Source organism: Nocardiopsis sp. NPDC006938 (assembly GCF_042869555.1).
In the GTDB taxonomy this organism is placed as follows: Bacteria; Actinomycetota; Actinomycetes; order Streptosporangiales; family Streptosporangiaceae; genus Nocardiopsis.
Genome location: NZ_JBIAGA010000016.1, coordinates 43,215 through 70,191, shown reverse-complemented (window position 1 = coordinate 70,191; position 26,977 = coordinate 43,215). Strand labels below are relative to the sequence as shown.

The following is a 26,977-nucleotide window of genomic DNA, read 5'->3' as shown; positions in this document are numbered from 1 at the left end:
GGAGCGTACGAGGCATGGCGATCACGGTTGGTCGGGTTCGGTGGGGCGCGGCGGCGGGTGTGTTCGCGCTCCTGCTCGCGGGGTGCACGGCACAGGGCGACGGGGACGCGGCGGCGGCCGAGCCCGCCTCCGGGCCCCGGGAGATCGACTGGGCTCCCTGCTACACCGAGGAGGAGCTGGAGGAGGCGCCCGAGTGGGACGGCGACCCGGAGTGGTTGGAGACCCTCGAGTGCGGCACCCTCACCGTGCCGGTCGACCACTCCGACCCCGACGGTGACACCCTCGACCTGGCCCTGGCCCGCCAGCCCGCCAGCGGTGCCTCCGACCAGCGGGTCGGTTCCCTGGTGGTCAACCCCGGAGGGCCCGGGGAGTCCGGGGTGTCGATGCTGGACCACCCGCTCTTCGCCGACCCCGTCCTCGAGGCCTTCGACCTGGTCGGCTTCGACCCGCGCGGCGTGGGCGGCAGCGAGAGTTTCGCCTGCGGTGACTGGTACGCGATGTACGACGCACGACAGGCGGTGGCCGACCCCGAGAACGTCACCGACGACGACCTCTCCGCCTTGGAGGAGAGCGCCCGCGCCTACGCCGAGGCCTGCGCCGAGTCGGTGGGGGAGGAGTTCCTCGCGAACATGGGCACCGTCAACGTGGTGCGCGACCTCGACCTGATCCGGGACGCCCTGGGCGACGACCGGCTGACCTACGCGGGGTTCTCCTACGGCACCTACATCGGCGCCCTGTACGCGGACATGTACCCCGAGAACACCCGGGCCCTGGTCCTGGACGGCGCGGTGGAGACCGAGCGCCCCAACGTGGAGGTCGCCGCCGACCAGGCCGAGGCCTTCCAGGCCGCCTGGGAGTGGTTCGTCGACGACTGCTCGTACGCTCCCAGCTGCCCGTTCGACGGCGTCGACACGGCGGACCAGCGCATGGAGGGCATCCTCGACCGCCTCGACGCCGACCCGCCCACGATCCGGGACACGCGTGTGGACGGCGAGATCCTGCTGAGCATGGTGAGCATGCAGCTCTACGACGAGGTCTCCTGGTACGACCTGGCCCAGACCCTGGCCGCCCTCGACGAGGACGTCGACGGCGCCCGGCCCGCGCTGGAGGAGCTCTACGACGTGACCTTCGGCCAGCAGGAGGCGGAGACCGAGGAGGGCGACGAGCCCGAGGAACCCGGGGTCCACGAGGACACCGAGGCGGCGATGACCGCCGTCAACTGCGCGGACCGCGACGATCCGACCGACGCCGACGTCTACCGTGATGCCGCCCAGCGGGCCGCCGCCGACTCCCCGTACTTCGGAGCCGACCTGGTGTGGGAACAGCTGCCGTGCGCCTACTGGGTGGACACCGAGGAGGCACCCGCCGGGTTCACCGCTCCCGACGCGCCGCCGATCCTGGTGATCGGCACGCTCGGCGACCCCGCCACCCCCTACGGCTGGGCCGAGGAACTCGCCGACCAGCTCGACACCGCCACCCTGCTCACCTATGAGGGCGCGGGTCACACCGCCTACGGGTACGGGCTGGAGTGCGTGGACAGTCCGGTGGACGCCTACCTGTTGGACGGGCTGGTCCCGGAAACCGGGTTGTCCTGCCCCGCCTGGTAAAAACGCGACGGAACGGACTGTTTACCCTCCTTCCGGAATGTTCAACGCGGCCGCGCCCCCGGACCCTCGGAGGATGGGTCCCGATCACGGACGAATCTGGACGGGACGGGTGTGCGGGTGCGCGGTGCGGGCGGACGGGCTCTGGTGACGGTGGGGACGGCGTTGGCGCTGGTCGCGACGGCGGGCTTCGCGCCTCTCGACGAGTGGGGCCACGCCCGCTCCTTCTACGGCCAGCACGTCGACTGGAGCCCGTGCCTGACCGCTGACGAGATCGCCGGTGCCGGGCCCGTGGAGGGCGACCCGGACTGGCGGGCCCGCCTGGAGTGCGGGACCGTCACCGTTCCCGTCGACCACGGCGACCCGAACGGCCGGACCATCGAACTCGCGGTGGTCCGGCACCCCGCCCAGGGCCCCGCCGAACAGCGCCGGGGGTCCCTGGTGTTCAACTTCGGCGGGCCCGGTCGCGCGGGGGTGGCGCAGTTCGAGTCCGGGCCGCTGGCCCTCTCCCGCAGGGTCCGGGACTCCTACGACCTGGTCTCCTTCGACCCGCGCGGAGTGGGGGAGAGCGCGGGGTTCACCTGCCCGGCGTGGGACGCCATGGAGCGCCCGCTGGAGGCGGTGGAGGACGTCGCGCCCGCCGACGTCGACCACGACCGGCTCCAGGACCTCGAAAGCGCCGCCCGCAGGTTCACGTGGAGCTGCCTGGACGAGGTCGGGGAGGAGTTCCTCGCGAACATGGGCACCGTCAACGTGGTGCGCGACCTCGACCTGATCCGGGACGCCCTGGGCGACGACCGGCTGACCTACGCGGGGTTCTCCTACGGCACCTACATCGGCGCCCTGTACGCGGACATGTACCCCGAGAACACCCGGGCCCTGGTCCTGGACGGAGCACTCCGGACCCGGCGCGGCCTCATCGACGACGGGGTGGAGCAGAGCCGGGGGGCGCAGACGGCGTGGGAGGCCTTCGTCGCCTACTGCCTGGAGGGCGCGCCGGAGTGCCCCTTCACCGGTGCGGAGGAGGCCCCGGGCGAGGCTGAGGCGCTCCTGGCCGGGCTGGACCGCAGGCCCCTCGTCGTCCGGGGGCAGCGGATCGACCGCCACGAGATGCTCACACTGCTGAGGGACTCCCTGCACACCGAACGGCAGTGGGAGAGCGACGCCCATCTGCTCGCCCGGATCGCGCTCGGGGACACCCGGGACCCGTTCGTCCAGGCCTACCTGGGCCGCTTCGTCGACGGCCGGAACGAGAGCCCCGGTGCGGAAGAGTCCGCTTTCATGGCGGTGCGGTGCGCCGACCACGAGCCCCCCGGCGGCGTCCGCGCCTACCAGGAGGGCGCCGAGCGCGCCGCCCGGTCGTCCCCGTTCTTCGGCGGCGACGACGTCTGGTCCTACCTGCCCTGTGCGTCGTGGCCGGACGCGGAGTCCGCCGCCCGCGCACCGAGCGCCCCGATGGCGCCGCCGCTGCTGGTCGTCGGCACCCGCAACGACCCCGCGACCCCCTACGCCTGGGCCGAGGAACTGGCCGACCAGCTGGCCACCGCCACCCTGCTCACCTACGAGGGCGGCGGCCACACCGCGTACGCGGGGGGCAGGTCGTGCGTCGACGCCGCGGTGGACGCCTACCTCCTGGACGGCGTCGTCCCCGAGCACGGCGCCTCCTGCCCCGGAGCCCTCTGAGCCCTGTCCCCACAGGGAACGGAGAGTTTCCCGCCGCGGGGTGGCGGCGCCGCACCGAGGCGACCATACTCCCCTCAGGAGCACGTCGGCGGGGAGAAGGGGAGCGGCCATGGACGCGCGGGCGCAGGGCGGTGCGGCCGGAGCCGAGCGGGGCCCGGAGTCCGGAGAGCGCGGGCACGAGGGGCGGTCCGGGCACGGACCCGCACGGGCCGTACCCGGGTGGCTCGGTCGTTCGGCGGCCGGTGCGGGCCTGCTGCTGGGTGTCGCGCACCTGCTGGTCACCGGCTGGATGGCGGCCTCCGCCGGACAGGCGGTCGGAGCCGGCTACCTGGTCTGGATGCTCGCGCCGTTGGCGATCACGGCGGGCACGGCCGTCGCGGCGCTGGCACTCGTGCGCCCCGGGGCCCGGCGCTGGCTGACCTGGGTCACCGGAACGGTGGCGGTGCTCTGCGCCCTGCTCACGCTGTTCGGGTTCGCGTCCCTGGCCTTCGGTGCCAGCCCGGCGTCACTGTTCCTGGGGCCCGGACCCTACGCCCTCCCCGGCGCGGTGCTCTTCGCGGCCCTCACCGTCAGCTCCCGGCGGGCGCGGCGGGCACCGACCGCTCCGTGACGTCCCGCGCGGCCTCCCGGTAGCGGCCGGGGGACTGGCCGAACTCGCGCTTGAACGCGTTGGCGAAGGCGAACTGCGAGGAGTACCCCACCCGGGTCGCCACGGAACCGATCGGGACGTCCTCCTCCCGCAGCATCCGGGAGGCGGTGGTCAGCCGCCACCACGTCACGTACGCCAGCGGGGACTGGCCCACCAGGGCAGTGAAGCGCCGGGAGAAGGCGGCCCGGGACAACCCCGCTCGCGCACCGAGCTCGGCCACGGTCCACGGGTGGGCCGGATCGCGGTGCACGGCCTGGATCGCGGCGTGGACCGCAGGGTCGCGCAGGGCTCCCGCGAACCCGCACCCGGCGCCCTCCTTCGTGGCCGCGACCTCCTCCAGGTAGGTGCGCAGGATGTACACGACCAGCATGTCCAGCAGGTGCGGGACCAGGGTGTCGCCGCCGGGCCGGTTGGAGCCCAGTTCCCGCCCCAACAGCCCCACCGCCAGCGGCAGCTCCGAACGCTGGCCCACCTTCGCGGGCAGGTGCACCACCGAGGGGAGTTCGGCCAGCAGGGGGTGCGGCCGGGAGGCGCTCGCGTGGTAGGAACCGCCGACCGTGACACAGCTGGGCGCTCCGTCACCCGGCTCACCGACCGTCGCGGCCCCGAACGCGGGCGTCGGCGGCATCTCCTTGGTGCGAGCGGAGCCCCGCGAGCACACCAGTGTGGGCATGGTCTGTCCCGACATCGCGGCGGCGCGCAGCACGGCGGCGCAGTCCACGCCCTCGTGGGGCGGCTCGGGGGAGTCACTCAGCGTGTGCGCGCGGCCGCGCGGCAGGAAGAGCACGTCGCCGGGGCCCAGCTGGAGGGGCTCCCTGCCGTCGACGGACAGCCAGGTCGACCCCTGCAACACCACCATGAACTTGGCGCCGGGGATCTCCGGGAACCGGGTGGCGTAGGGTGCGCGCCACTCCACCCGCGCCGAGTGGGGCAGGCCGGTGCGCACGGTCGAGATGACGTCGCTCAGTACATCCATGCGCCCATCGTATCCCCAGGGTCTTGGGTCGTGGACGAACGCGTATACAACGAAGCGAATCGCGTATAGGAAGTATCGCCCTGGTTCCGTACGGTCGTGAACGTCACCAACCACGAGGGAAGAGTCATGACCCAGAGCGCCACCACCGCACCCCCGACCGTCTCCCGCCCGACCTGGCAGCCGCGCCTGGTCGCGGTGCTCGCGGTCATCGTCGTCAACACCGTCCTGGCCCTGGCGGCGCCGCTGTTCGGCGCCGACCTGGTGATCGCTCCCCGAGGGCAGGAGCCCGGGCCGGTGGCCTGGCCGGTCTTCGTCCTGTTCACCGCCGTGTTCGCCCTGGTCGGATGGGGTGTGCTCGCTCTGGCCGAACGTCTGCTGGGAGCACGGCGCGGGCGCCTCGTGTGGACGGTCGCCGCGGTGCTGATCACCCTGGTGATGTTCGTTCCGCCGCTGATGGCGGAGGCCAGCGCCGCGACGGTCGTGGTGCTTCAGCTCTCACACCTGGTGGTCGCCGCGATCATCCCGGTGTTCTGGAGGACCTCCCGGGTCTGACCCCGACACGCCACGACCCCGTGCACGAGGTGAGGCCCCTCATGTACGGGGTCGTGGCGTATCAGGAGAGCGGCCCGATTCTTTGGACGGTGGAGGGCTACTGTCGCGAGGGGCGCGCGGCTTGACCCTCTGGTAACCGCAACCCTGAGACTGGGCGCATGAGCCTTTCCATCAAGGACTTCAGCGAGATGAGCGAGCTGTCTCCGCAGACGCTGCGCTTCTACCACTCCGAGGGGTTGCTGGTCCCCGCCGTGGTCGACGACGACACCGGCTACCGGTACTACGACTTCGAGCAGGTCCAGGACGCCCTGCTGGTCAGCGCGCTGCGCGGCACCGGCATGAGCGTGCGGGAGGTGCGCCTGGCGGTGGAGTCCCCCGACACGGCGGCCGGACTGCTGGACGAGCACACCGAGGGACTGCGGCGACAGCGCGCGGCAGAGGACGAGGCGATCGCGACCGCACGGAGCCTGCTCACGGTCTGGCCCGAAGTGCGGCGGCGGGAAGTTCAGGAGGCGACGGTGCTCTCGAAGGCGGTCGCGGCGGTTCCCGTGGAGAAGCGGCGGGGCCAGCCGGAGCGGTACGACTGGGACGCCGTCGTCGCGGCGGTGCGGGCCGCGGTCACGGAGCTCCGTGCACTCGCGGAGGAGCAGGGCGCCGAGGTCGCCGGTGACCCCTGGTTCACGTGGGCGGGGGAGTCCCACGAGCAGCGGGAGGCCGCTCTCACTTCCGAGGGGCCGCACTGGCTGGCCAAGCTCCCGGTCACGGCGGACGAGGGAGGGCGGACCGCGTTGGCCGAACGGGTGGACGTCCAGGTCTTCGAGGCCCGAGAAGAGCTCGCCATCCACCTCCCGGGCCGGGCCACCATGCCCAAACACGCGACGGCCCAGCTGAGGCTGGCGACGCAGGTTCCCGAGGGTCTCTTCCCCGACGCCTCCACCCAACGCCACATCCTGCACGAGGACGGTGTGGAGACCGCCGTTCGCCTGAGCCCGCTGAGCACTGCTGAGAACATCGACTGAGTGACGGCGAAGGGCCCGAGCGTCACGCGCGGGCCCTTCACCGCGTCCGGGTTCAGCCGTGGAAGTCGAATCCTCCGGCGCGTACGCCGTTGGTGAAGGCTTCCCACTCCTGGCGGGTGTAGAGGATGTGAAGGCCCTCGGGATGCTGGCTGTGGCGCACGGCGACCCGCCCCGACCCGTCACCCAGCGGCCCGGCCTCCACACAGGTGGCGCCGCCGTTGGAGCTGTAGGTGCTGATGTGCCAGTTGATGGTGGCGCGTTCCTGCTCGGAAAGCTGCTGGAACGTCGGCTCGGGGGTCACGATGGCTCCTCGATGAGCGCCGAGATGCGCTCGGCGGTCGCGTCTGTGCTCAGGGACTTAGCCCACAGCCGATCATATCGCTGGGCCATCGGATCGGCCTCCGCCTGCTCCAGATAGACGGCACCGTTGGGGGTCTCGGCGTACACCACGTCGGGGTAGGGATCGTCCATCACGAAGTACTGGAACGCTCCTTCGGGACTCTCATGCGCCCCGGACGTGAACGGCAGCACGCGAAGGTGGATGTTGGGGCGTCCGGCCAACCCCAGCAGGTGGGAGAGCTGTTCGCGCATCACCTCGGCGGAGCCCACACGGCGGTGGAGTACGGACTCGTCCAGGAGTACGTTCATGGTGGGCGGATTCTCCCGAGTCAGGAGTTCCTGGCGTTGGAGTCGGACCTCCAGACCCTGCACGATGTGCTCTTCGGATGTGTCGAACTCCGCTGTGCGGATGGCGGTCTCGGCGTATCGTTCGGTCTGGAAGAGCCCAGGGAGCAGTACGGTGTCGAACAAGCGCTGCTCGACGGCCTGAGCTTCCAGCCAGATGAAGTCCACGAACTCGGTGAACTCGTCCGGGTAGCCATCCCACCAGCCGGTCTGCCAGACACTTTCGCTGAGTCGCATCAGGTTCTCGCGGTGCCGGGCGTCGTTCACCCCGAACAGGTCGAGCATGGCCATCATGTCCGGCCGTCGAACCGGGTAGATGCCGTTCTCGAAGCGACTGACGGTGCCCATGTTGCGCTGGAGAAAGTCGCCGACCTCCTCGATGCTCATCCCGGAGGCCTCGCGAAGGTCTCGGAGCCGACGCCCCAGCCAGCGGCTCCGCAGTGTGGCTGTCTTCGCCTTCGCCATCCGGCACCTCCTTCAGGCGCGAGCCCAACAATCGATCTTGACGTACAAGCTTGTGAATCTGTTTGACATGTGTCAGCCTAGCAGAAGGTGAGATGGCCGTCACAGAGAGGGTGGCCCTCGACCCGACACGAAGGCGGCCCGGACGGAGAGCTTGGAACCGATCCGTCCGGGCCTGGTGAGCCAGCGATAGGGGATGCCCGTGCAGGACGACCGCCACCGCGACCCGAACTCTGTCTATCAGAAGCCAGACGAGCCCGCCCACCCCCGTGCGTTCTACGTGGACGTCTGGAACGAGGACACCGACACCGCCGAGCACTACTACTACGGGGTGACCCACCCCGGCGGGAACGGCGGTATGGCCCGTCGCATCCTTGGTGGGGGCATCCACCTGTTCCGGTGTCCCGACACCCTCGCGGACCGGATCGGCGGAGAAGTGGTCTGGATCTGACTCCGACCCGGCACACGACGGCGCCCCGGCCGGAGATCCGGCCGGGGCGTCCTCACGTACGACTACAGCCGGGCGGCGGCGGCCTCGTCCACCCAGAACACGGTCTTCTCGCTGCCGCGCGCACCGGCCACCGGGGCCTCGTCCACGCTGCCGCCCGCCACACCCAGGCGGACCGCTTCGGCCTTGGCCGCACCGGCCGCCAGCACCCACACCTGGCGGGAGGCACGGATCGACGGCAGGGTCAGGCTGATCCGCGTGGGCGGCGGCTTGGGGGAGTCGTGCACGGCCACGGCCGAGGCCTCGTTCTCCCGCACCCCCGGCAGGCCCGGGAACAGCGACGCGACGTGGTTGTCGGGTCCCAGCCCCAGCAGGCACACGTCGAACTCCGGCACCGGGCCCCGGCCCCGCGCCGCCACCGACAGCGCCTGCGAGTAGTGGGTGGCCGCCCGCTCCGCCTCCGCATGGTCGGTCCCGTCCGAGGACGGCATGGGGTGCACCTGGTGCGAGGGGATGTCGATGTCGTTGATCAGCGCGTCGCAGGCCTGGGTCTGGTTGCGTTCGGGGTCGCCGTCGGGCAGGAAGCGCTCGTCCCCCCACCACAGGTGGACGTGCCCCCAGCTCATCCCGCTGGCCAGCGCCTCGTCGCGCAGCACCCCCAGGGTCTGGATGCCCACGCCGCCGCCGGTGAGCACCAGATGGAACTCGCGCCCCTCGGCCTCGGCGCTCACGATCAGCTTCACCAGCCGCGACACCACGCTCTCGGCGAGCTGTCGGGCGTCGGTGGTGCGGACGATCTCCGGTTCGGTCATCCTCAGGCTCCGCTTCCAGCGAGCATCGGGCCCAGGTGGCGGGCCGCGCTCGCGTACGTCTCGTCGGCGTCCAGGCGGCGCAGTTCCTCGGCGAGAGCCGTGGAGGCGCCCCGCCTGGCCAGCGCCACCGTCTGGTCCGGCTGCCCCGTCCGGGACAGCGTGGCCACCCGGCCGTCCACCCGGGAGACGGTGATGTCCCCCTGGTCCGTGGTCAGCCGTACCTCGGTCAGCCCCGGCCCGTGCGAGGTGGCGCGCTCCACCTCCACCTCCAGCCGCTGGGACAGCCAGGCGGCCAGCAGTTCGGCGCTCGGGTAGTGCGGTTCGGCCGTGACCCTGGCCGAGTTCACCCACCCGCACGGCTGGTCCATGGCGCTGGCCAGCAGCGAACGCCACGGGGTGAGCCGGGTCCAGGTCAGGTCGGTGTCGCCCGGACGGTAGTGGCTGACCCGCTCCAGCAGGTCCGCCACCGGGTCCGGGGCACGCAGCGCGTCGGTGATCCTGCGCTGGGCGAGCTTGCCCACGGGGTCGGCGGCCGGGTCGGCGGGGCCCCGGCCGGGCCACCACACCACCACGGGCGCGTCCGGCACCAGCAGGGGCGTCAGCACCGAGTCGGGGTGTTCGCCGAGCGGGCCGTACAGGCGCAGCAGCACCGCCTCGCCGGGCCCGGAGGTGCCGGGGCGGCGGATCTCGGCGTCGATGGCCGGTTCGGCCCCCGGGTCGCGGCGGATCAGCGCCACCACCCGCGAGGGGTGCTCGCGTCCGGCCTCGGTGGCCGCGCGGACGGCGTCGTAGTGGTCGGCCTCGTCGGTGACGATGACCAGGGTCAGCACCATGTTCATGGCGCCCCCGCCGACACTGAGGCGCTCGGCCATGAGCGCCTCGGTGATCTTCGAGGTGGTGGTGCGCGGCAGATAGAGCGTCATCGGTTCCTCCCTGCGTGGACGCGGACGGTCACGGCCGCCGCCACTGGCGTCCGTCCCTGGCGAGCAGTTCCTCCGCCGACTCCGGACCCCACGTGCCCGAACCGTACTGTTCGGGCTGGCCCGACGCCGCCCAGTACTCCTCGACCGGGTCGAGGATGCGCCACGACAGCTCCACCTCCTCCTGACGGGGGAACAGCGGCGGGTCGCCGATGAGCACGTCCAGGATGAGCCGCTCGTAGGCCTCGGGGCTGGCCTCGGTGAAGGACTGCCCGTACGTGAAGTCCATGCTCACGTCGCGCACCTCCATGGAGGCGCCCGGCACCTTGGACCCGAACCTCAGGGTGACCCCCTCGTCGGGCTGGATGCGCAGCACGAGCGCGTTCTGGCCGAGCTCGCTCACGTCGCCGCGGGCGAACAGCTGCTGCGGGGCGGCCTGGAACACCAGGGCCACCTCGGTCACCCTGCGCCCGAGCCGCTTTCCGGTGCGCAGGTAGAACGGCACGCCCGACCAGCGCCGGGTGTCCACGTCCAGCCGCAGCGCCGCGTAGGTCTCGGTCACCGAGTCGGACGGGATGCCGTCCTCCTCCAGGTAGCCGCGCACGGCGTCGCCGCCCTGCCACCCGGCCGCGTACTGTCCGCGCGCGGTACCCGTCCCGAGGTCCTCGGGAAGCGACACCGCGGAGAGCACCTTCTCCTTCTCGGCGCGGATCGCGTCGGCGCTGTAGGAGACCGGTTCCTCCATGGCCACCAGCGCCAGCAGCTGGATCAGGTGGTTCTGCATGACGTCGCGGGCCGCGCCGATGCCGTCGTAGTAGCCCGCGCGCCCGCCCACGCCGATGTCCTCGGCCATGGTGATCTGCACGTGGTCCACGTAGCTGCGGTTCCACAGGGGTTCGAAGAGCGTGTTGGCGAAGCGCAGCGCCAGGATGTTCTGGACCGTCTCCTTGCCCAGGTAGTGGTCGATGCGGAACACCGCCGAGGGCGGGAACACGTCGTCGACGACGGCGTTGAGTTCCTGGGCGCTCTCCAGGTCGTGGCCGAACGGCTTCTCGATGACCACGCGGCGCCACGGGGTGGTGCCTCCGGCGCCCTCGCCCTCCCCGGGGGTGGCCAGGCCGCTGCGCTTGAGCTGGGTGACCACGGTGGGGAACAGCTTGGGCGGCAGGGACAGGTAGAACGCGTAGTTGCCGCCGGTGCCGCGCTGGGTGTCCAGCTCCCGCACGGTCCGGGCCAGCTCGTCGAAGGCCGCGTCGTCGTCCAGGTTGCCCTGCACGAACCGCACACCCTCGCTGAGCTGGCGCCACACGTCCTCGTGGAAGGGCGTGCGCGCGTACCTGCGCACCGCCTCGTACGCCTCGGCCGCGAAGTCCTGGTCCTCCCAGTCGCGGCGGGCGAAACCGACCAGGCCGAAGCCCGGCGGCAGCAGGCCTCGGTTGGCGAGGTCGTAGATGGCGGGCAGGAGCTTCTTCCGGGCCAGGTCGCCCGTGACACCGAAGAGCACCAGCACGCTGGGCCCGGCGATGCGGGGGAGCCTTCGGTCCAGGGCGTCGCGGAGGGGGTTGGGTACCGCCCCCGGCATCACCGGTTCTTTCACGGGCTTGCGTCTCTTCCTGTCAGGAACGGCCTGGTGGCTGGTGGAACCCGTGCCCGCGCGGATCACGCGCGGGCACGGGTCGGCGACCGGGAACGGGTCCGGGTCAGGAGAGCTCGTCGAGCTTCATGGTGAGGCGGCCGAGCAGGCTCTCCCAGGAGTCGACGAACTTGACCAGTCCGTCCTCCTCCAGGTGGCGGGTGACGTCGTCGATCTCCACGCCGACCTCGGCGAGCGCGGCCAGGTCCTCCTCGGCGGAGGCGTACCGGCCGCTCACGGTGTCACCGGTGACCTCGCCGTGGTCGGCGGTGGCGTCCAGGGTGGCCTGCGGCATCGTGTTGACGGTGCCGGGGGCCACCAGCTCGGAGACGTAACGGGTGTCCGCGTACGCGGGGTCCTTCACACCGGTGGACGCCCACAGCGGGCGCTGCGGGGTGGCGCCCTCGGCGGCCAGGGCGCGCCAGCGCTCCGACGAGAACACCTCCTGGTGGTCGCGGTAGGCCAGCCGGGCGTTGGCGATGGCGGCGCGGCCGCGCAGCTCCTCGGCGCGCGGGGTGCCGACCGCGCGCAGGCGCTTGTCCACCTCGGTGTCCACACGGCTGACGAAGAACGACGCCACGGACTGAATCCGGGACAGGTCGTGGCCGTTCTCGCGGGCCAGCTCCAGACCCTCCAGGAACGCCTCCATGACCGCGCGGTAGCGGTCCAGGGAGAAGATCAGGGTGACGTTGACGCTGATCCCGTGCCCCAGCGTCTGGGTGATCGCGGGCAGACCCTCGGCGGTCGCCGGGATCTTGATCATGAGGTTGGGCCGGTCGACCAGCCACCACAGCGCCCTGGCCTCGGCGACGGTGCGCTCGGTCTCGCGCGCCAGCCGCGGGTCCACCTCCAGGGAGACCCGGCCGTCCACGCGGTCGGTGGAGTCGTACACCGGGCGCAGCGTGTCGGCGGCCCAGCGGATGTCGTAGGCGGTCAGCAACCGGACCGCCTCGCCCACCGAGACCCCGCGCACGCCGAGCTCGTGCACCTGGAGGTCGTAGGCGTCGCCCTCGGCCAGGGCCTTGTCGAAGATCGACGGGTTGGAGGTGACGCCGGTGACGTGGCGGGTCGACAGTAGTTCGGCCAGGTTGCCGGTGCGCAGCCGGTCACGGCTGATGTCGTCCAGCCATACGGACTGTCCGGCCTCGGACAGGTCCTTCAGAGCGGTGCTCATGCGGGTCTCACGCCTTCCTGAATTCACACACGGAGTGCGGGCCGCCGGGGGTCGTCCCGGCGGCCCGCGTCGTCAGCTTCCGACCTTGGCCAGGCTGTCGCGGACCGCCGCGACGACGGCCTCGGAGGTGATGCCGAACTTCTCGTAGAGCGTCTCGTAGGGGGCGGAGGCGCCGAAGTGCTCCAGGCTCACCGAGACACCGGCGTCGCCCACGTAGGAGCGCCACCCCATGGCGATACCGGCCTCCACGGAGACGCGGGCACGCACCGAGGACGGCAGGACCGTCTCGCGGTACTCCTCGGGCTGGGCCTCGAACCACTCCACGCACGGCATGGAGACCACGCGGGTCGGCGTGCCGGCCGCCTCCAGCTCGGTGCGGGCGGCCAGCGCCAGCTGCACCTCGCTGCCGGTGGCGATGATGATCGCCTCGGGGCTGTCGCCGGTGGCCTCGGCCAGGACGTAGCCGCCCTGGGCCGCGCCTTCGGCGGAGGCGTACTCGTCGCGGTCCAGGGTGGGCACGTTCTGGCGGGTCAGCGCCAGGGCGGAGGGCCGGTCGGCGTTGGCCACGACCTCGCGCCAGACCACGACGGTCTCGTTGGCGTCGGCGGGGCGGATCACGTCCAGGCCCGGGATGGCGCGCAGTGCCCACAGGTGCTCGATCGGCTGGTGCGTGGGGCCGTCCTCGCCCAGGCCGATGGAGTCGTGCGTCCACACGTAGGTGACCGGCAGCTTCATGAGCGCGGCCAGGCGCACGGCCGGGCGCATGTAGTCGCTGAAGACCAGGAAGGTGCCGCCGTAGGGGCGGGTGGGGCCGTGCAGGGCGATGCCGTTGAGGATCGAGCCCATGCCGTGCTCGCGGATGCCGAAGTGCAGCACGCGCCCGTACGGGTTGCCCGGGAACATGGAGCTGGCCCGGTCGAAGGGCAGGAAGGACGGCTCGCCCTTGGGGGTGGTGTTGTTGGACCCGGCGAGGTCGGCCGAACCGCCCCACAGCTCCGGCAGGACCGGGGCGATGGCGCTGAGCACCTCGCCGCTGGCCTTGCGGGTGGCCACGCCCTTGGCGCTGGCCTCGAAGGACGGCAGGGCGTCCTCCCAGCCCTCGGGCAGCTTGCCCGCCTGGAGCCGGTCGAAGAGCTCGGCGTGCTCGCCGGCGCCCCGGTGCCAGGCGTCCAGGGCCTCGTCCCACGCGGCGTGCGCCTCGCGGCCGCGGTCCAGGGCCCCGCGGGTGTGCTCGATCACGGCGTCCTCGACCGCGAACGGGGCGTCGGGCAGGCCGAGGATCTCCTTGGTGGCGGAGATCTCGTCGGCGCCGATCGCCGCGCCGTGGATGGCGCCGGTGTTCTGCTTGTTGGGCGCGGGCCAGCCGATGACGGTGCGCAGGCGGATGAAGGTGGGCCGCTCGGTCTCGGCCTTGCCGCGCAGGATCGCCTGGTAGAGGGCGTCGACGTCCTCGACGTACTCGCCGGTGGCGGTCCAGTCGACCTCCTCCACGTGCCAGCCGTAGGCGGCGTAGCGGGCCACGACGTCCTCGCTGTGGGCGATGCGGGTGTCGTCCTCGATGGAGATCTGGTTGTCGTCCCAGATCATGATGAGGTTGCCCAGGTTCTGGGTTCCGGCCAGGGCGCTGGCCTCGTGGCTCACGCCCTCCTGGACGTCGCCGTCGGAGCAGAACGCGTACACGTGGTGGTCGAAGGGGCTGACGCCCGGACCGGCCTCGGGGTTGAACAGGCCGCGCTCGCGGCGGGCCGCCATGGCCATGCCGACCGCGTTGCCCACGCCCTGCCCGAGGGGGCCGGTGGTGGTCTCGACGCCGGCGGTGTGTCCGACCTCGGGGTGGCCGGGGGTGAGGCTGTCCCACTGGCGGAGTGAGCGCAGGTCGTCGAGGGTGAGGCCGTACCCGGCGAGGTACAGCTGGATGTACAGCGTGAGGCTGGAGTGACCGATCGACAACACGAAACGGTCCCGGCCCACCCACTCGGGCGCGGCCGGGTCGTGCCGCATCACCTTCTGGAAGAGGAGGTAGGCGGCGGGCGCGAGGCTCATCGCGGTGCCGGGGTGACCGTTACCCGACTTCTCTACCGCGTCCATGGCCAGTGCCCGAACCGTGTCGACGGCGCGGCGGTCGAGGTCCGACCACTCCAGGTTCTTCGGGGTGTGGGCGTTCACGGACTTGTCTGCTCCTTCTCGGCACCCGTGCACCCGGTTCCGGGGCGGGTGTGGGTTGTGTGTGCGTGCTGTACGCCGGGCACCCCTGCTGCGCGCCGCCGGGGTCGACGGGTCGCGGGGGAGGGCGGGATCGGCGTCGACGGCGGACGCGGCGCGGCCCCGTGGCGCGGGGCTCGGGCCGCGGTGCCGGTGCGACAACGTCTGGGTCGCGGTGTCCGGAGCTCGGCCCCCGCTGTGGCGGAGCCGAGAACGGGCCCACCGCCGAGCCTATCGTCCGTGGCCGGGGATGTCGTTGCCCGACACCTCCTGCTAACGGACGGTAGGGGCGGTTGTGCCGCTTCGTGTCTGGTGGGGGCCCGGTCGAGCCCCGGGGGTGCGTGGCACGTTGGAAGCTCGCACGGGCCTGTGCGACCCTTCTGTACACCCGAGCGGCGGTCCGGAGCCCGGGCGGTCGGCCGCCAGGGCCGGAGGTCACCCGAACGGAGGGGGCTGGTCACCGATCCGGACAGGTAAGTACTACACTTTGTCGTTGACGGGGTTTTCGCTGATCCTGCCGCTTTGTCGGTCCGATCGACCCCGCGTGGCGAGCAGTGTCGAATCCCTAAGAGTTGTCGAGGTATCCGCGTGTCTGAAACCGAGCCGGCCCCCCAGGGGACACGAGTGCCCGCGGGCGTGAGGACGCCGATCTGATGGCCCTCACCAACCACGCACCCCACACCGGTGAGTCCGACACCCCGGCATCCGTCCCCGAGGCCCCCCGCAAGGCCTCCTTCGGCGACCATGCCCGTGCCTACGTCGCCCTCTCCAAGCCCCGAGTCATCGAGCTCCTGCTCATCACCACCATCCCGGTGATGTTCGTCGCCGCCGGCGGAGTCCCCCCGCTGTGGACCGCCGTCGCCACCCTGGTGTTCGGCACCATGTCCGCCGCCAGCGCGAACGCGATGAACTGCTACATCGACCGCGACATCGACCGTGAGATGCGTCGCACCCGGCAGCGCCCCGGAGCGATGGACCTGGTCACCCCGCGCGGAGCACTCACCTACGGGCTGATCCTGGCGGTCGGCTCCACGGTCGGCTTCCTCGTGCTCGTGAACGTGCTGTCGGCCGTGCTGTCCGTCTTCGCGATCGCGTTCTACATCTTCGTCTACACGATGCTGCTCAAGCGGCGCACCGCGCAGAACGTCGTGTGGGGCGGTATCGCCGGCTGTATGCCGGTGCTGATCGGCTGGGCCGCCGTCACCAACAGCCTCGACTGGGCGCCGTTCGTCCTCTTCCTGGTGGTGTTCTTCTGGACGCCGCCGCACACCTGGACCCTGGCCATGCGCTACCGCGAGGACTACGCGGCCGCCCAGGTCCCCATGCTGCCCGTGGTCGCCAGCGACCGCCGTGTGCTGCTGGAGTCGGTGCTCTACACGTGGGCGACCGTGATCGTCTCCCTGATCTTCTGGCCGGTGGCCGGGACCACCTGGTTCTACGGCGTGGTCGCCCTGGTGCTGGGCGCCCTGCTGGTCGTCCAGGCCCACCGCCTGCTCGCCCGCTCGCGGGCGGGCGTGACGGGCGCGCAGCTCAAGACGATGAACTTCTTCCACCTCACCAACGCCTACCTGGCGCTGCTGTTCGTGGCGGTCACCGTCGACCCGCTGATCGCCCGCTTCCTCTCGTAGAGGCCCCCGACAACGTAAGGCGCCCACCCGGGCCGCTCCGGGGCGGGCGCCTTCGCGCGGGGGGCGCTCGAGGGGGACGGCGGACTCGCCCTGCCCCCGGTGCCGTGGGCCGCGAGCCGCTTCCCGCCCGCCGCTCCGCCCGCTCCCGGCGGTACTCCCGCCGCTCGTCGCCGCGGTGGTCCGTCCGCCCCCTCCGCTGCTCTGGCGATGGCCGAGACCCGTGCCCGCGCCGCCGTGGAAAGCCTCCTGCCCCACGCCCTCCACTCGCACAACAACCTCACCATCCTGATCACCGAACACCCGCGCACTCCCCGCCTCAGCCGACACCCCCGCCCGTCCGGGGTTCCCGACTCCTCCAGTCTCCCCGGGCGGACCCGGGCCGGGCGGGTTGTCCACAGGGCCGATTTCCTGGGCGACCGCTCTCAAGGCGGAGGGGAAGTGCTCCCGGTTCCGGGGAGGACCACTCCAGGCCGCCGGACCCGCGATCGGGTCACCTCGGGTCGGGGCGGCGCCACACGAGGACCACGGCCCACACGACCACGGCCACCAGCAGCAGCGCCATCGGTACGTGGGCCTGGAGCGGCCCGTTGCTGCCCAGGGCGGCCTGCGGGAACGCCAGCACGAACGCCAGCAGACTCACCAGTGCCACCCTCCGGTCGTGCGCGGGCCCCGAGGGCGACCCGGCTCCCGGCAGCCGCCACACCAGCAGCGCCGTGGCCAGCTGTGCTCCGGTGGCCACGTGTACCGCCACGGCCCCCCAGTAGTGCAGGGGCAGGGCGGCCGCGTTGAAGGTGATGAGCTGCCCCGCCGTGAGGAACTCCCACAGGAGCGCGGCCAGGCTGGCTCCCGTGGCGACGCGTAGCAGCGGGAGCCACAGCGGTCTCGCGCCGGGCTCGGTGGTCGTGTTCGGCTCCATGCCGTGGCCTCGTCTCCGTGTCGTGCGGACGCTCCGATCCTCTCCCATCCCGACGCCGCGCGGCACGTCGGCGCCCACTCCCGGCCGTGTCGCGGCCCGCCCCCGCGAGGGGGCCCGGAGCGGTACTCCGCCGACCCCGCCGAACGCCCGCTGACCCGCTACGATCTGTGCCCATGCCCCGACTCGACAGCAGGGCGATCCTGCAAGGACGCCGCTCCCGGTACTCGATGACCCTCATCCTGGGCACCACCGTCAGCGTGGTGTGCATGATCGGCATGCTCTCGTACCTGTGGTCGCTGGCGATCGCGGGAGGAGCGGCGGCGGGCATCGACGGCGCCACCGGTTTCGTCGTCAGCCTGGTCGCCGCGATCATCCCGGTGACCATCCTCGTGCCGCTCATCCTCATGCTCGACCGGCTCGAACCCGAGCCCGGCTGGGTGCTGTTCTTCGCGTTCGCGTGGGGCGCGGGGGTGGCGGTCGTGGCGTCGTTCCTGCTCAACAGCTGGGGGCTGACCTACCTCACCAAGCCGGTGTTCGGCGACGGTGTGGCCGAGTTCCTCAGCACGTCTCTGGTGGCGCCGGTCGTGGAGGAGAGCGCCAAGGGCATGGTCCTGCTCATCCTGCTGTGGCGGCGGCGCCACGAGATCGACACCTTCACCGACGGCGTGGTCTACGCGGGGATGGTGGCGACCGGGTTCGCCTTCACCGAGAACATCCTCTACTTCCTCAGCGCGTTCTTTGACGACACCCTCGTCGCGACCTTCGCCATCAGGGGCCTGATCGCGCCGTTCGGCCATCCCGTCTACACCGCGATGATCGGGCTGGGGGTGGCGTACGCGGCGATGCGCACCGGCTCGTGGCGCTTCCTGGCCCCGATCGGCGGTTGGGTGACGGCGGTGCTGTTGCACGGCATGTGGAACGGGTCGACGTACTTCGGGTGGACCGGTCTGGGCGTGGCCTACCTGGTGCTGTTCGTGTTCCTGCTCGGCATCCTCGTGATCGCCGCCCACGACCGGCGCGGCCAGGTCGCCGCGATCGACCGGTACCTGCCGCCCTACATCTCCACGGGCCTGGTCACCCCGGCCGATATCACGATGCTCAGTTCGATGACGGGGCGGCGCCGGGCCCGGGAGTGGGCCGCGCTCAACGCGGGGGCCAAGGGCCGCGCCGCGATGAAGGACTACCAGTTGGCCGCCACCGAGCTCGCGCTCCTGCACCAGAAGCTCGACGCGGGGCTGGGCCGGGACGACTGGAAGGTCAACCGGGACTCGTTCCTCGCGCTGATGCACGTGGCCCGGGACACCTTCCTCGGGAGGCTGCCCCAGCCGGTGACTCCCGGCTGGGCGGAGAACCCCACGGACTCCGGGTTCCTGCGCAGGGCCGACTTCGCGCACGTCATCGCACAGGCGCGGTCCCAGCAGCCGCCTACTCCGAGCGCACCGCGGCAGAACTACGTTCCCCGGCACGGGCAGCCTCCGCGGTGACGTCCCCGCCCGGCGGGACCAGGCGCGTGGTGGCGAAGTACAGGCGGGAGATCGCCACCCAGGTGAGCGCGGAGCCCAGCACGTGCAGGACCACGAGGCCCTCGGGCAGCTCCAGGGCGTACTGGGTGTAGCCCAGGACTCCCTGGAGCACGACGATCACCAGCAGGGCCACACTGCTCACCCGGGCGATGCGGGGGGCGCCTCCACGGAAGGCGACCACGGTGGCCAGGAGGCTCCCCGCCAGGGTCAGCCAGCCCAGCACCGAGTGCACCCGGGTCACGGCGGCCAGGTCGAGGTTCCAGCGCGGGGCGAGGGCGTCGCCGCCGTGCGGGCCGGTGCCGGTCACCACGGTCCCGGCGATCAGCAGCAGGAACCCGATCACGACCAGTCCGATGCTCACCGTGTGCAGCATCGGCCCCACGGACACCTGGGGCCTGCCCTCGGGCTCCTGGCAGCGTACGTAGAGCGCCACCGTGACGAAGACCATCACCATGGACAGCAGGAAGTGGGTGGCCACCGAGGCCGGGTGCAGGTCGGTCCAGACGGTGATGCCGCCGACCACGCCCTGGCCCAGGACGCCGAACGGGATGATCGCGGCCAGCCGGACCAGGTCGCGGCGCCGGGGGGACATGCGCAGCACGGCAACGAGGGTGATCACGGCGACCGCCAGCACCACGAAGGTCAGGGTGCGGTTGCCGAACTCGATGGCGGCGTTGAGGGCGGCGTGGCCGGTGTCGATCGGCACGAAGCTGTCGGGGGTGCACTTGGGCCACTCTGAGCATCCCAGGCCCGAGGAGGTGACCCGCACGGTCGCGCCGGTCACGGCGATCCCGGCGTTGACGGCGATGTTGCCGAGTGCCCAGGCGCGCAGGGACCCCGGGGTGGGGTTCCAGATGGTCCGGGCCAGCAGGACCAGGGCCAGGACGCCCGCGGCGGCCACGGCGATCTGCCATCCCCAGAGGGGGACTCCGAGGAGGACGATGTCCTCCAGTTCGTCCGCCGCGAGCGGGGTGATCGTGGTGAGGGCCGTCGTCGCGGAGGCCGGGGATGCGTACATACGACAGACTGTAGTACATCATCCGTGGGGCGGTGATGCGCCCTCCGCGACGGTGTTGGCCTGCGCGAACCCGGTGCTTCGGTGCCGCTCGGGCGCCTGCGCGCGGGGTGGTGCGCACGTGTGCGCTCGATCACTGGGCGGTGTGTTCCACGCCGGTGCGCGGCCGACGCGCGGCCGACGCGCGCCCGGCCCGCTCCCGGCGCGGTCGCGGCCGCCAGGGGCGGACACGACGAACGGGGGTCCGGAACACGCTCCGGACCCCCGTCGTCGGGATTCTGGGTCAGGCCTGGCGAACCACTACTTGTTGTGGCTGTTCTGCGCGATGCACTGGTTCAGCAGGTTCAGGTCGAGGTTCAGCAGACCGAGCTGCTGCTGCTCCTGGACACACTGGTGGTAGACCGAGGAAGACTCCGCGGAAGCGGCCCCGGCGCCCAGCCCGAGGAGGCTGGCGGAGAAGAACGCGGTCAGGGCGAGCTTGGCGGCGATACGCATGGGTGTCCCCTTTTGAGTGCGAGTGCTCAGGAATGGGTCGGCCGTCCCAGAGGCAAGGGTTACCGGTGGCGACCGGGCGGAAACACCGCCGGATCGAGGTTTGCCTGATCCGTGGCGGTGATCTCCCGTCCCATGGACGCGGGCGCGCGGCCTTGGTCTCTAGTTGTCCCCGCTCGTATTCGTGTTGGCCTGGTCACTCCGCGTGTGCTCGCGTTCCTCGCGTGCCGCGGCGCTGCGGGTCGCGCCGACACTCGCTGCGATCACGCAGCCCATGGCGAGCCACTGCCACACGGTCAGCAGTTCGCCCAGCAGGGCCAGGCCCACGAGGGCGGCGGCCGCGGGCTGGAGGCTCATCAACACTCCGAAGACCCGGGGTGGCATCCGGCGGAGCGCGTTCAGTTCCAACGTGTACGGCACCACGGAGGAGAGCACGCCCACGGCCAGGCCGAACAGCAGCAGACGCCAGTCCAGCAGCGCCGCACCGCCCTCGGCGATCCCGGCCGGCGCCATCACCACCACGCCCACCACGCTGGCGATGGCCAGTCCCGAAGCCCCGCTGAACCGCTGCCCCGTGGCGGCGCTCAACAGGATGTAGCCCGCCCAGGCGGTGGCGGCCAGCACGGCGAACAGCACGCCCACCGGGTCGAGCTCACGGAACTCGACGCCCAGCGCGACCACGCCCAGCCCGGCCAGGCCCGCCCACAACAGGTCCACGCGGCGGCGTGAACCCAGGATCGCGATGGCGAGCGGCCCCAGGTACTCGATGGTCACCGCGATACCCAGCGGGATGCGGGCGAAGGCCTGGTAGATGAAGTAGTTCATGGAGGCCAGGGCCACGCCGTATCCGACCACCACCATCCAGTCGGTGCGGCTGCGCGCCCTCAGCACCGGGCGCACCAACAGGGCCAGCAGCACCGCCGAGGTGAGCAGGCGCAGCCACACCACGGCCGCCGGGGGCAGGGACTCGAACAGGGACTTGGCCACTCCCGCGCCGGTCTGCACCGAGACGATGCTGACCATCACCAGCCACACCGGGGGCAGGGACCCCAGGACCGCGCTGGGGGAAAGGGGGCTCGTCGAGCCGCTCCGGGAACTCATGTTGAGTCATCCTACGTTTTCCGGTGCCCTCTCCATCGCACCGGACCCCGCGTTCGCCGTCGTCACAGCGGTGGACCCGGCCCGGGGCCGGGCCACCAGGGCCAGCAGGAGCAGCAGCCAGGCCACCACCACCGTGCCCGGTTGCAGCAGCGTCATGACGAGCCCGATCACCGTGAGGTCGCCCTGCCCGGTGAGGAGCTGAACCCCGATCCACAGGAACGGAAGCGCCGCGGCCAGGAGGTTCACCGCCAGCGCCGCCCAGACCAGACCGGCCCGCTCCGGGCGGCGCCACACCAGGAGCGCTCCGCCCACCACGAGCAGGAAGAGGGGCGGACCCAGGTAGCGGACCACGATGAACCAGGGGACTCCGATGGCTTCCATGGTCGGTCACCCTATCGAGCACCCGGGCGGACACCGCGATCCGGGACGACCGGTGATCAGTGGTGCGGAGCCGACCCGACGACCCGAACGTGCGCCGGTTCGACACGTGGTGTGGAATGGTCCGAGCCCGCGGAGACCGCGGGCGGCCCCGTCCCCGCAGGAGAGTCCCGCCATGTCGTCCCGACGCAGAGCGCCGAGAGCCGCTTCCCAGGAGCCTTACCCGCCCTGGTGGCCGATCGTGGCCGGTGCGCTGGCCCTGCTCCTGGTGGTCGGACTCGGCGGCTACGTCTCGGGGATGTTCGTCGCCGAGGGCGCGGCCGAGCCCGAGGAGATGTCCGTGGTCTCGGGCATCCTCGTCGAGCCGCCCGGCGGACCGGACGAGGAGCCCGAGCCAGAGGAGGAGCCCGAGGAGGAAGAGGTGACCCACCCGGCGGGCCTGGACCCCGAACAGGCCTACGTCCTCCAGAGTGTGCACGGGGACCGCGTCATGGACGTGGCGGGCGGCTCCGCCGAGAACGGCGCCCCCGTCCACCTGTGGGACCGCCACGACCAGCCCCATCAGCAGTGGCGGTTCACCCACGTGGAGGACGACTTCTACGAGATCGTCGGCGTGGGCAGCGGCAAGTTGCTGGAGATCCCCACCGACGAGGCGGCGCAGCCGGGCTCGGCCCTGCTCACGCGGACCGGCGACCCCCACCAGCAGTGGCGTGTGGTCGAGGTGGGCGACGGCGTGGTCCGGCTGCTCAACCGGGCCTCCGGCCAGGCCCTGGAGGGGCAGGGGGGCAGTCCCGACAACGGCACCGCTGTCGCCCAGGGCGAGGACGGCGGCCACCCCCACCAGCAGTGGCGCCTGCTCCCGATCGAGGGGTGACGGGGCCGGACACCGGGGGTTGACGACCGCCCCCGTTTGCTAGCCTCGAGGGCATGTTCTTCCCCTGTGCGTAGACCGGCGCCCCCGACCACGGCCGAGCCCCGTGGTCCCTCGGCGTCCACGCACCCTCGCGGCGCCCACGCGCGCCGCCCGTCGCTGACGGAGAACTTCCATGACCCCGCCCCACGCCGGTTCCTCCGTGGGCGCGGCGAGCATGGGCCTGTTCCTCACCGTGGCGCCGCCCGGAGCGGGCTATCCGCTGGTCGGCGCGGTGCTGGTCGTGGTGGCCGCCGCCGTGCTGCTCACCGCCGGGAGCGTCCTCGGCCCCGGTTCAGGGCGCCAGCAGCAGTGACCGGACCGTCCCCCACGACGCGGGGTCGGCGGCGTCGAGCAGGAGGCGCCCCGGCTCGTCGGGGCGGTACGGGGTGCCCTCGGGGCGTCGGCTGACCGCTCCGGCCTCGTCGAGCAGGAGCCCACCGGGCGTGTGGTCCCAGGGCATGGGATCGGCGAACAGCATGAAGTCCAGCTCCCCCGCGAGCAGACGCGGGTAGTCCACCCCCGCGCACCCGGAGCCCCGGTTCACGTCGGCGAACCTGGAAGCCCCCGCGTTCACGTGCTCGTGTTCCTCCGGGGACAGCCGTCTGCGCTGGACCATGCCCCGCAGCTCGGCCGGGTCGGTCGGCGCGGGCGCGCGGCGCAGCCGTACGCCGTCCCGCCAGGTGCCGGAACCGAGCTCGGCCACGTGTGCGGTGCCCTCGGTGGGGCGCAGAATCCAGGAGGCCACCGCCCGCCCCTCGCGGACCAGGGCCGCCATCACGGCGAACCTCGTGTCGCCGTTGGCGAAGTTGCGGGTGCCGTCCACGGGGTCGACGACCCAGGCGACCGGCTCCTTGCCCAGGAGCCCCACCAGGGCGGGGTCGGCGGCGGTGGCCTCCTCGCCCACGACCGGCGCGTCGACCAGCTCCCGGAGGCGGCGGCCGATCACCGCCTCCGCCTCGCGGTCGGCGACGGTGACGATCTCGCCGGGTGACTTCTCCGACACCTCGTGCTCGGACAGGGCACCGAAACGCGGCAGGATCGTCGATTCGGCGGTCTCGCGGAGCACGGTGGTCACCGCGTCGATGTCGATGGTCATGACCGACACCCTAGGGCGCGGACCCTCAGTGACGGAGACCGGACCGGAACGCCGTCGCTACTCCCAGCGGAACAGCCGGGAGGCCAGGAAACCGGCGACGACCGTCCACACGGTGAGCACCGCGAAGGCGCCCAGGCCGGGCAGGGACCCGTCGGTGAGCACGGCGCGGAGCCCCGAGCCGAGGGCGGTGATCGGCAGGACTGACACGGCCTGCTCCATCGGCCCCGGGAAACTGCTGGTGGGGAACAGGACCCCGCCCAGACCCAGCATGAGCACGTACACGAGGTTGGCCCCGGCCAGGGTGGCCTCCGCGCGCAGCGTTCCCGCCATCAGCAGGGCCAGGGAGCTGAACGCGGCCGTGGCCAGCAGTACCAGCGCGAGCAGGGCCAGCACTCCCGCGAGGTCGAGGGACGGCGCCCAGCCCAGGAACAGCGCCACCACGCAGAGCACGGTGATCTGGATGGCCTGCACGCCGAGCACGGCGATGGTCTTGGCGGCCAACAGCCCGAACCGGGAGAGCGGGGTGGCGCCGAGGCGTTTGAGCACCCCGTAGCGGCGCTCGAACCCGGTCCCGATGGCCAGACCGGTGAAGGAGGTGGACATGATCGCCAGCGCCAGCACTCCGGGGGTCAGCGCGTCCACGCGCGCCCCCTCGCCGACGTCGAGGACGTCGACCAGGCTGAACCCCACCAGCAGCAGGACGGGGATGACCATGGTCAGCAGGAACTGCTCGCCGTGGCGCAGCATGACCCGCAGTTCCATCCCGGCCTGGGCGGCGATCATCCGCCACATCGGGGCGGCGCCGGGGGCCGGGGTGAACAGGCGCGCGTCGAGGGCGGGCGTCGGGGCGTCGGTGACGGCGGACGCGGCCGTCCCTGAGGTGTTCTGGGTCATCAGTCGCGCAGTTCCCGGCCGGTGGTTTCGAGGAAGACGTCTTCGAGGGTACGTCGCCGTACGCGCAGGTCCTCCGCGAGGAGGCCGGAGGAGGCGCACCACGCGGTGACGGCGGCCAGGAACTCCGGGCCGAGGTCGTCGGGGTCGCGGGTGGAGACGGTGTACTCGTTGCGCCCCCCGGCGCCGACGCCGTCCACGCGCGCTCCGGAGGGCAGGGCCGCCTCCAGCGCCCCGGTGTCGACCGGGGTCGCGGTGGAGAAACGCACCTCGCGCCGCCCCTCGGTGAGTTCGGCCGGGGTGCCCTCGGTGACCACCGCGCCGCGGTCGATGATGACCACGTGGTCGGCCAGCCGCTCGGCCTCCTCCATGTGGTGCGTGGTGAGGATCACCGCCACCCCGGCCTCGCGAAGCGCCGAGACCAGGTCCCAGGTGGCCATGCGCGCCTGGGGGTCGAGTCCGGCGGTGGGCTCGTCGAGGAAGACCAGTTCGGGGCGGCCGACCACGGCGCAGGCCAGGGAGAGGCGCTGCTGTTGGCCGCCGGAGAGGCGGCGGAACGGGGTGGCGGAGACGGAGGTCAGGCCCAGTCGTTCCAGGAGCAGGTCGGGGTCGACCGGGCTGGCGTGGAAGGAGGCCATCAGGCGCAGCCACTCGGCGGCCCGGGCCCCGGTGGGCACTCCACCGGACTGTGGCATCACACCCACACGGGGCTTGAGCCGGGTCGCATCGGCCACCGGGTCGAGCCCCAGGACCCGCACCCTCCCGTCGTCGGCGTGGCGGAAGCCCTCGCAGATCTCGATGGTGCTGGTCTTGCCCGCGCCGTTGGGGCCGAGCAGTGCGGTCACCGTGCCGCGGCGGGCGGTGAACGTGAGGCCGGTGACGGCCGTGGTGGCGCCGTAGCGCTTGACCAGGTCGACGACCTCGACGGCGGGTGTGTCCATGGGGCCTGAGTTTACGTGCGCCGGGGCCGTCGGCTTCACCACCCCGCCCTTCCCGGGGTGGCCCTGTTCGGGAGCGGGCCGAACGTCCCACTTCGGACAGCCGGAAATCGAAGCTGCCGGTGGTGTGATGGAGGGAAGAATGGCGGGTGCTGTCTGGTTGTAGGGATCTGGCCGCCGTGTTCACTGGGACGGTGGAGGTGCGTGCGGCCCCTGGGTTCGCCCGGCTCCTCCGGGCCGTCCATCACGGGATCGCCCGCATGGTGGAACGCTGGTCTCGATGATTGGGAACATCGTGCGAATTCCGGCGGCGCGAAAGGGGCGTTCGGGCACGCCCCGCGAGCGAACTCCCAGATTAGGCAAGCCTGACCTTCGTGATGAAGCGCATCGAGGCGGGTTTGCCTAGGCGGACTTATTTAGGCCACACTGATGTTGTCTAAAGTCGAGAGCCGAAGGACGAGCGGGAGGGGATCACTGTGTCGGACCTGTCCGGTGCGCCCGGTGCGCCCCGGCCCCTGAACGGGCCCGACCACGGAACCCGCGCCCGCGTCGCACGGCTGATCCTGGAGAAGGGTCCGATCACCGCCTCCTCGCTGGGGGAGCGGCTCGGACTCACCCCGGCGGCCATCCGCCGCCACCTCGACAACCTGACCGTCGAGGGCATGGTCGAGGCCCGGGACGCCCGGCCCACGCACGGCCGACGCCGCAGGGGCCGCCCGGCGCGCGTCTTCGCCATCACCGAGGCCGGGCGCGACGCCTTCGTCCACGCCTACGACGACCTCGCCTCCAACGCCCTGCGCTTCCTGGCGCGGACCTCCGGTCCCGAGGCGGTGGGCGAGTTCGCCCGGAGCCAGGTCGCCGACCTGGAGCGGCGCTACCAGCCCCTGTTGGACGCCGTTCCCCAGGAACAACGGGTCCGGCTGCTGGCCGAGGCGCTCTCCAACGACGGCTACGCCGCCACCGCGGGCCAGGCGCCCGCGCCGGGTGGCGGCGACCAACTGTGCCAACACCACTGCCCCGTCGCGCACGTGGCCGCCGAGTTCCCGCAGCTCTGTGAGGCCGAGATCGAGGCCTTCGCGCGGCTCCTGGGCACCCCGGTGCGCCGGTTGGCCACCATCGCCCACGGCGATGGTGTGTGCACCACGCACGTCACCCCACGGGGAGACGGGGCGAGCGGGGAGGACGGCACCCCCGCGTCCAAGAAGGCCATCCGCCAGCGGGCGGGCGGCTCAGTTCACCAGAAGGACGTCTGAGTCCAGGAGGAGTCC

At 72.0% G+C, this 26,977-nt stretch carries 27 protein-coding genes; 11 read left to right on the top strand and 16 right to left on the bottom strand.

Annotation, left to right across the window (positions count from 1 at the left end; genetic code table 11):
* Positions 1–14 precede the first annotated feature (14 nt).
* The 3 genes from ACFYL4_RS21820 to ACFYL4_RS21810 all read left to right on the top strand — a co-directional run bounded on the left by ACFYL4_RS21820 (position 15) and on the right by ACFYL4_RS21810 (position 3,897).
* On the top strand, positions 15–1,607 hold the full coding sequence (locus tag ACFYL4_RS21820; protein ID WP_387520441.1) for an alpha/beta hydrolase: 1,593 nt from the start codon (positions 15–17) through the stop codon (positions 1,605–1,607).
* 144 nt (positions 1,608–1,751) lie between these two features.
* A complete protein-coding gene (locus ACFYL4_RS21815) occupies positions 1,752–3,287 on the top strand; it encodes an alpha/beta hydrolase (RefSeq protein WP_387520439.1) in 1,536 nt (511 codons plus the stop codon).
* Positions 3,288–3,396: 109 nt separating this feature from the next.
* Positions 3,397–3,897, top strand: coding sequence for a hypothetical protein (locus ACFYL4_RS21810; RefSeq protein ID WP_357764160.1), 501 nt, complete (start codon positions 3,397–3,399; stop codon positions 3,895–3,897).
* Here the strand turns inward: ACFYL4_RS21810 and ACFYL4_RS21805 are convergent.
* Complete coding sequence (locus ACFYL4_RS21805; protein WP_357764163.1) at positions 3,857–4,912, bottom strand: AraC family transcriptional regulator; 1,056 nt, start codon at positions 4,910–4,912, stop codon at positions 3,857–3,859. The genes ACFYL4_RS21810 and ACFYL4_RS21805 overlap by 41 nt on opposite strands.
* A gap of 126 nt (positions 4,913–5,038) precedes the next feature.
* On the opposite strand from ACFYL4_RS21805, the gene ACFYL4_RS21800 reads away from it, so the two are divergent.
* Both ACFYL4_RS21800 and ACFYL4_RS21795 read left to right on the top strand, forming a co-directional pair.
* Positions 5,039–5,464, top strand: a complete 426-nt coding sequence (locus ACFYL4_RS21800; protein ID WP_357764166.1) for a DUF6069 family protein — start codon at positions 5,039–5,041, stop codon at positions 5,462–5,464.
* A 158-nt stretch (positions 5,465–5,622) separates the two neighbouring features.
* Complete coding sequence (locus ACFYL4_RS21795) at positions 5,623–6,483, top strand: MerR family transcriptional regulator (RefSeq protein ID WP_357764170.1); 861 nt, start codon at positions 5,623–5,625, stop codon at positions 6,481–6,483.
* Between the two features lie 52 nt (positions 6,484–6,535).
* On the opposite strand, the gene ACFYL4_RS21790 is transcribed toward ACFYL4_RS21795, so the two are convergent.
* Positions 6,536–6,784, bottom strand: coding sequence for a DUF397 domain-containing protein (locus ACFYL4_RS21790; protein ID WP_357764173.1), 249 nt, complete (start codon positions 6,782–6,784; stop codon positions 6,536–6,538).
* Positions 6,781–7,632, bottom strand: a complete 852-nt coding sequence (locus tag ACFYL4_RS21785) for a helix-turn-helix transcriptional regulator (RefSeq protein ID WP_357764175.1) — start codon at positions 7,630–7,632, stop codon at positions 6,781–6,783. Before ACFYL4_RS21785 ends, ACFYL4_RS21790 begins: the two co-directional genes overlap by 4 nt.
* Positions 7,633–7,825: 193 nt before the next feature.
* On the opposite strand from ACFYL4_RS21785, the gene ACFYL4_RS21780 reads away from it, so the two are divergent.
* Positions 7,826–8,080: a hypothetical protein gene (locus ACFYL4_RS21780; protein WP_357764178.1), complete on the top strand. Its 255-nt coding sequence runs from the start codon at positions 7,826–7,828 to the stop codon at positions 8,078–8,080.
* Positions 8,081–8,142: 62 nt separating this feature from the next.
* Here the strand turns inward: ACFYL4_RS21780 and pgl are convergent, their stop codons facing one another.
* The 5 genes from pgl to tkt form a co-directional block, all read right to left on the bottom strand.
* Positions 8,143–8,889 (bottom strand): 6-phosphogluconolactonase, encoded by a 747-nt coding sequence (gene pgl / locus ACFYL4_RS21775; RefSeq protein ID WP_357764181.1) that lies wholly within the window; start codon positions 8,887–8,889, stop codon positions 8,143–8,145.
* A gap of 2 nt (positions 8,890–8,891) precedes the next feature.
* A complete protein-coding gene (locus tag ACFYL4_RS21770; protein ID WP_357764182.1) occupies positions 8,892–9,812 on the bottom strand; it encodes a glucose-6-phosphate dehydrogenase assembly protein OpcA in 921 nt (306 codons plus the stop codon).
* A 28-nt stretch (positions 9,813–9,840) separates the two neighbouring features.
* Positions 9,841–11,391, bottom strand: coding sequence for a glucose-6-phosphate dehydrogenase (gene zwf, locus ACFYL4_RS21765; RefSeq protein ID WP_357764272.1), 1,551 nt, complete (start codon positions 11,389–11,391; stop codon positions 9,841–9,843).
* 118 nt (positions 11,392–11,509) lie between these two features.
* Positions 11,510–12,616, bottom strand: a complete 1,107-nt coding sequence (gene tal / locus ACFYL4_RS21760; protein WP_357764184.1) for a transaldolase — start codon at positions 12,614–12,616, stop codon at positions 11,510–11,512.
* A gap of 72 nt (positions 12,617–12,688) precedes the next feature.
* Positions 12,689–14,782, bottom strand: coding sequence for a transketolase (gene tkt / locus ACFYL4_RS21755; protein ID WP_387520431.1), 2,094 nt, complete (start codon positions 14,780–14,782; stop codon positions 12,689–12,691).
* A gap of 689 nt (positions 14,783–15,471) precedes the next feature.
* Between tkt and ACFYL4_RS21750 the strand changes: the two genes are divergently transcribed.
* On the top strand, positions 15,472–16,446 hold the full coding sequence (locus ACFYL4_RS21750) for a heme o synthase (protein ID WP_357764189.1): 975 nt from the start codon (positions 15,472–15,474) through the stop codon (positions 16,444–16,446).
* Between the two features lie 490 nt (positions 16,447–16,936).
* Here the strand turns inward: ACFYL4_RS21750 and ACFYL4_RS21745 are convergent, their stop codons facing one another.
* The gene (locus ACFYL4_RS21745; RefSeq protein ID WP_387520428.1) at positions 16,937–17,362 is read right to left on the bottom strand and encodes a hypothetical protein; all 426 of its coding nucleotides are present in this window, start codon (positions 17,360–17,362) and stop codon (positions 16,937–16,939) included.
* A gap of 173 nt (positions 17,363–17,535) precedes the next feature.
* On the opposite strand from ACFYL4_RS21745, the gene ACFYL4_RS21740 reads away from it, so the two are divergent.
* Complete coding sequence (locus ACFYL4_RS21740; RefSeq protein WP_387520426.1) at positions 17,536–18,846, top strand: PrsW family intramembrane metalloprotease; 1,311 nt, start codon at positions 17,536–17,538, stop codon at positions 18,844–18,846.
* Here ACFYL4_RS21740 and ACFYL4_RS21735 read toward each other — a convergent pair.
* The 4 genes from ACFYL4_RS21735 to ACFYL4_RS21720 form a co-directional block, all read right to left on the bottom strand.
* The gene (locus tag ACFYL4_RS21735; RefSeq protein WP_387520423.1) at positions 18,788–19,903 is read right to left on the bottom strand and encodes a heme A synthase; all 1,116 of its coding nucleotides are present in this window, start codon (positions 19,901–19,903) and stop codon (positions 18,788–18,790) included. The two genes, ACFYL4_RS21740 and ACFYL4_RS21735, sit on opposite strands and share 59 nt — an antisense overlap.
* A 297-nt stretch (positions 19,904–20,200) precedes the next feature.
* On the bottom strand, positions 20,201–20,395 hold the full coding sequence (locus ACFYL4_RS21730) for a hypothetical protein (protein ID WP_357764198.1): 195 nt from the start codon (positions 20,393–20,395) through the stop codon (positions 20,201–20,203).
* Positions 20,396–20,554: 159 nt separating this feature from the next.
* A complete protein-coding gene (locus tag ACFYL4_RS21725; RefSeq protein WP_387520420.1) occupies positions 20,555–21,493 on the bottom strand; it encodes a DMT family transporter in 939 nt (312 codons plus the stop codon).
* A gap of 6 nt (positions 21,494–21,499) precedes the next feature.
* Positions 21,500–21,874 (bottom strand): hypothetical protein, encoded by a 375-nt coding sequence (locus tag ACFYL4_RS21720; RefSeq protein WP_387520417.1) that lies wholly within the window; start codon positions 21,872–21,874, stop codon positions 21,500–21,502.
* A gap of 172 nt (positions 21,875–22,046) precedes the next feature.
* On the opposite strand from ACFYL4_RS21720, the gene ACFYL4_RS21715 reads away from it, so the two are divergent.
* Together ACFYL4_RS21715 and ACFYL4_RS21710 are read left to right on the top strand one after the other, a co-directional pair.
* Positions 22,047–22,745, top strand: a complete 699-nt coding sequence (locus ACFYL4_RS21715) for an RICIN domain-containing protein (protein WP_387520415.1) — start codon at positions 22,047–22,049, stop codon at positions 22,743–22,745.
* 172 nt (positions 22,746–22,917) lie between these two features.
* Positions 22,918–23,097 (top strand): hypothetical protein, encoded by a 180-nt coding sequence (locus tag ACFYL4_RS21710; RefSeq protein ID WP_387520412.1) that lies wholly within the window; start codon positions 22,918–22,920, stop codon positions 23,095–23,097.
* On the opposite strand, the gene ACFYL4_RS21705 is transcribed toward ACFYL4_RS21710, so the two are convergent.
* Genes ACFYL4_RS21705 through ACFYL4_RS21695 form a run of 3 tightly spaced genes read right to left on the bottom strand, consistent with a single transcriptional unit; the run spans position 23,077 to position 25,712 of the window.
* Entirely contained in the window at positions 23,077–23,880 is an 804-nt protein-coding gene (locus ACFYL4_RS21705) for an inositol monophosphatase (protein ID WP_357764208.1), read from the bottom strand. The two genes, ACFYL4_RS21710 and ACFYL4_RS21705, sit on opposite strands and share 21 nt — an antisense overlap.
* 57 nt (positions 23,881–23,937) lie before the next feature.
* The gene (locus ACFYL4_RS21700; RefSeq protein WP_387520409.1) at positions 23,938–24,774 is read right to left on the bottom strand and encodes an ABC transporter permease; all 837 of its coding nucleotides are present in this window, start codon (positions 24,772–24,774) and stop codon (positions 23,938–23,940) included.
* On the bottom strand, positions 24,774–25,712 hold the full coding sequence (locus ACFYL4_RS21695; protein ID WP_387520407.1) for an ABC transporter ATP-binding protein: 939 nt from the start codon (positions 25,710–25,712) through the stop codon (positions 24,774–24,776). Before ACFYL4_RS21695 ends, ACFYL4_RS21700 begins: the two co-directional genes overlap by 1 nt.
* 482 nt (positions 25,713–26,194) lie before the next feature.
* On the opposite strand from ACFYL4_RS21695, the gene ACFYL4_RS21690 reads away from it, so the two are divergent.
* A complete protein-coding gene (locus tag ACFYL4_RS21690) occupies positions 26,195–26,962 on the top strand; it encodes a helix-turn-helix transcriptional regulator (RefSeq protein WP_387520543.1) in 768 nt (255 codons plus the stop codon).
* The last annotated feature ends 15 nt before the right edge of the window (positions 26,963–26,977 follow it).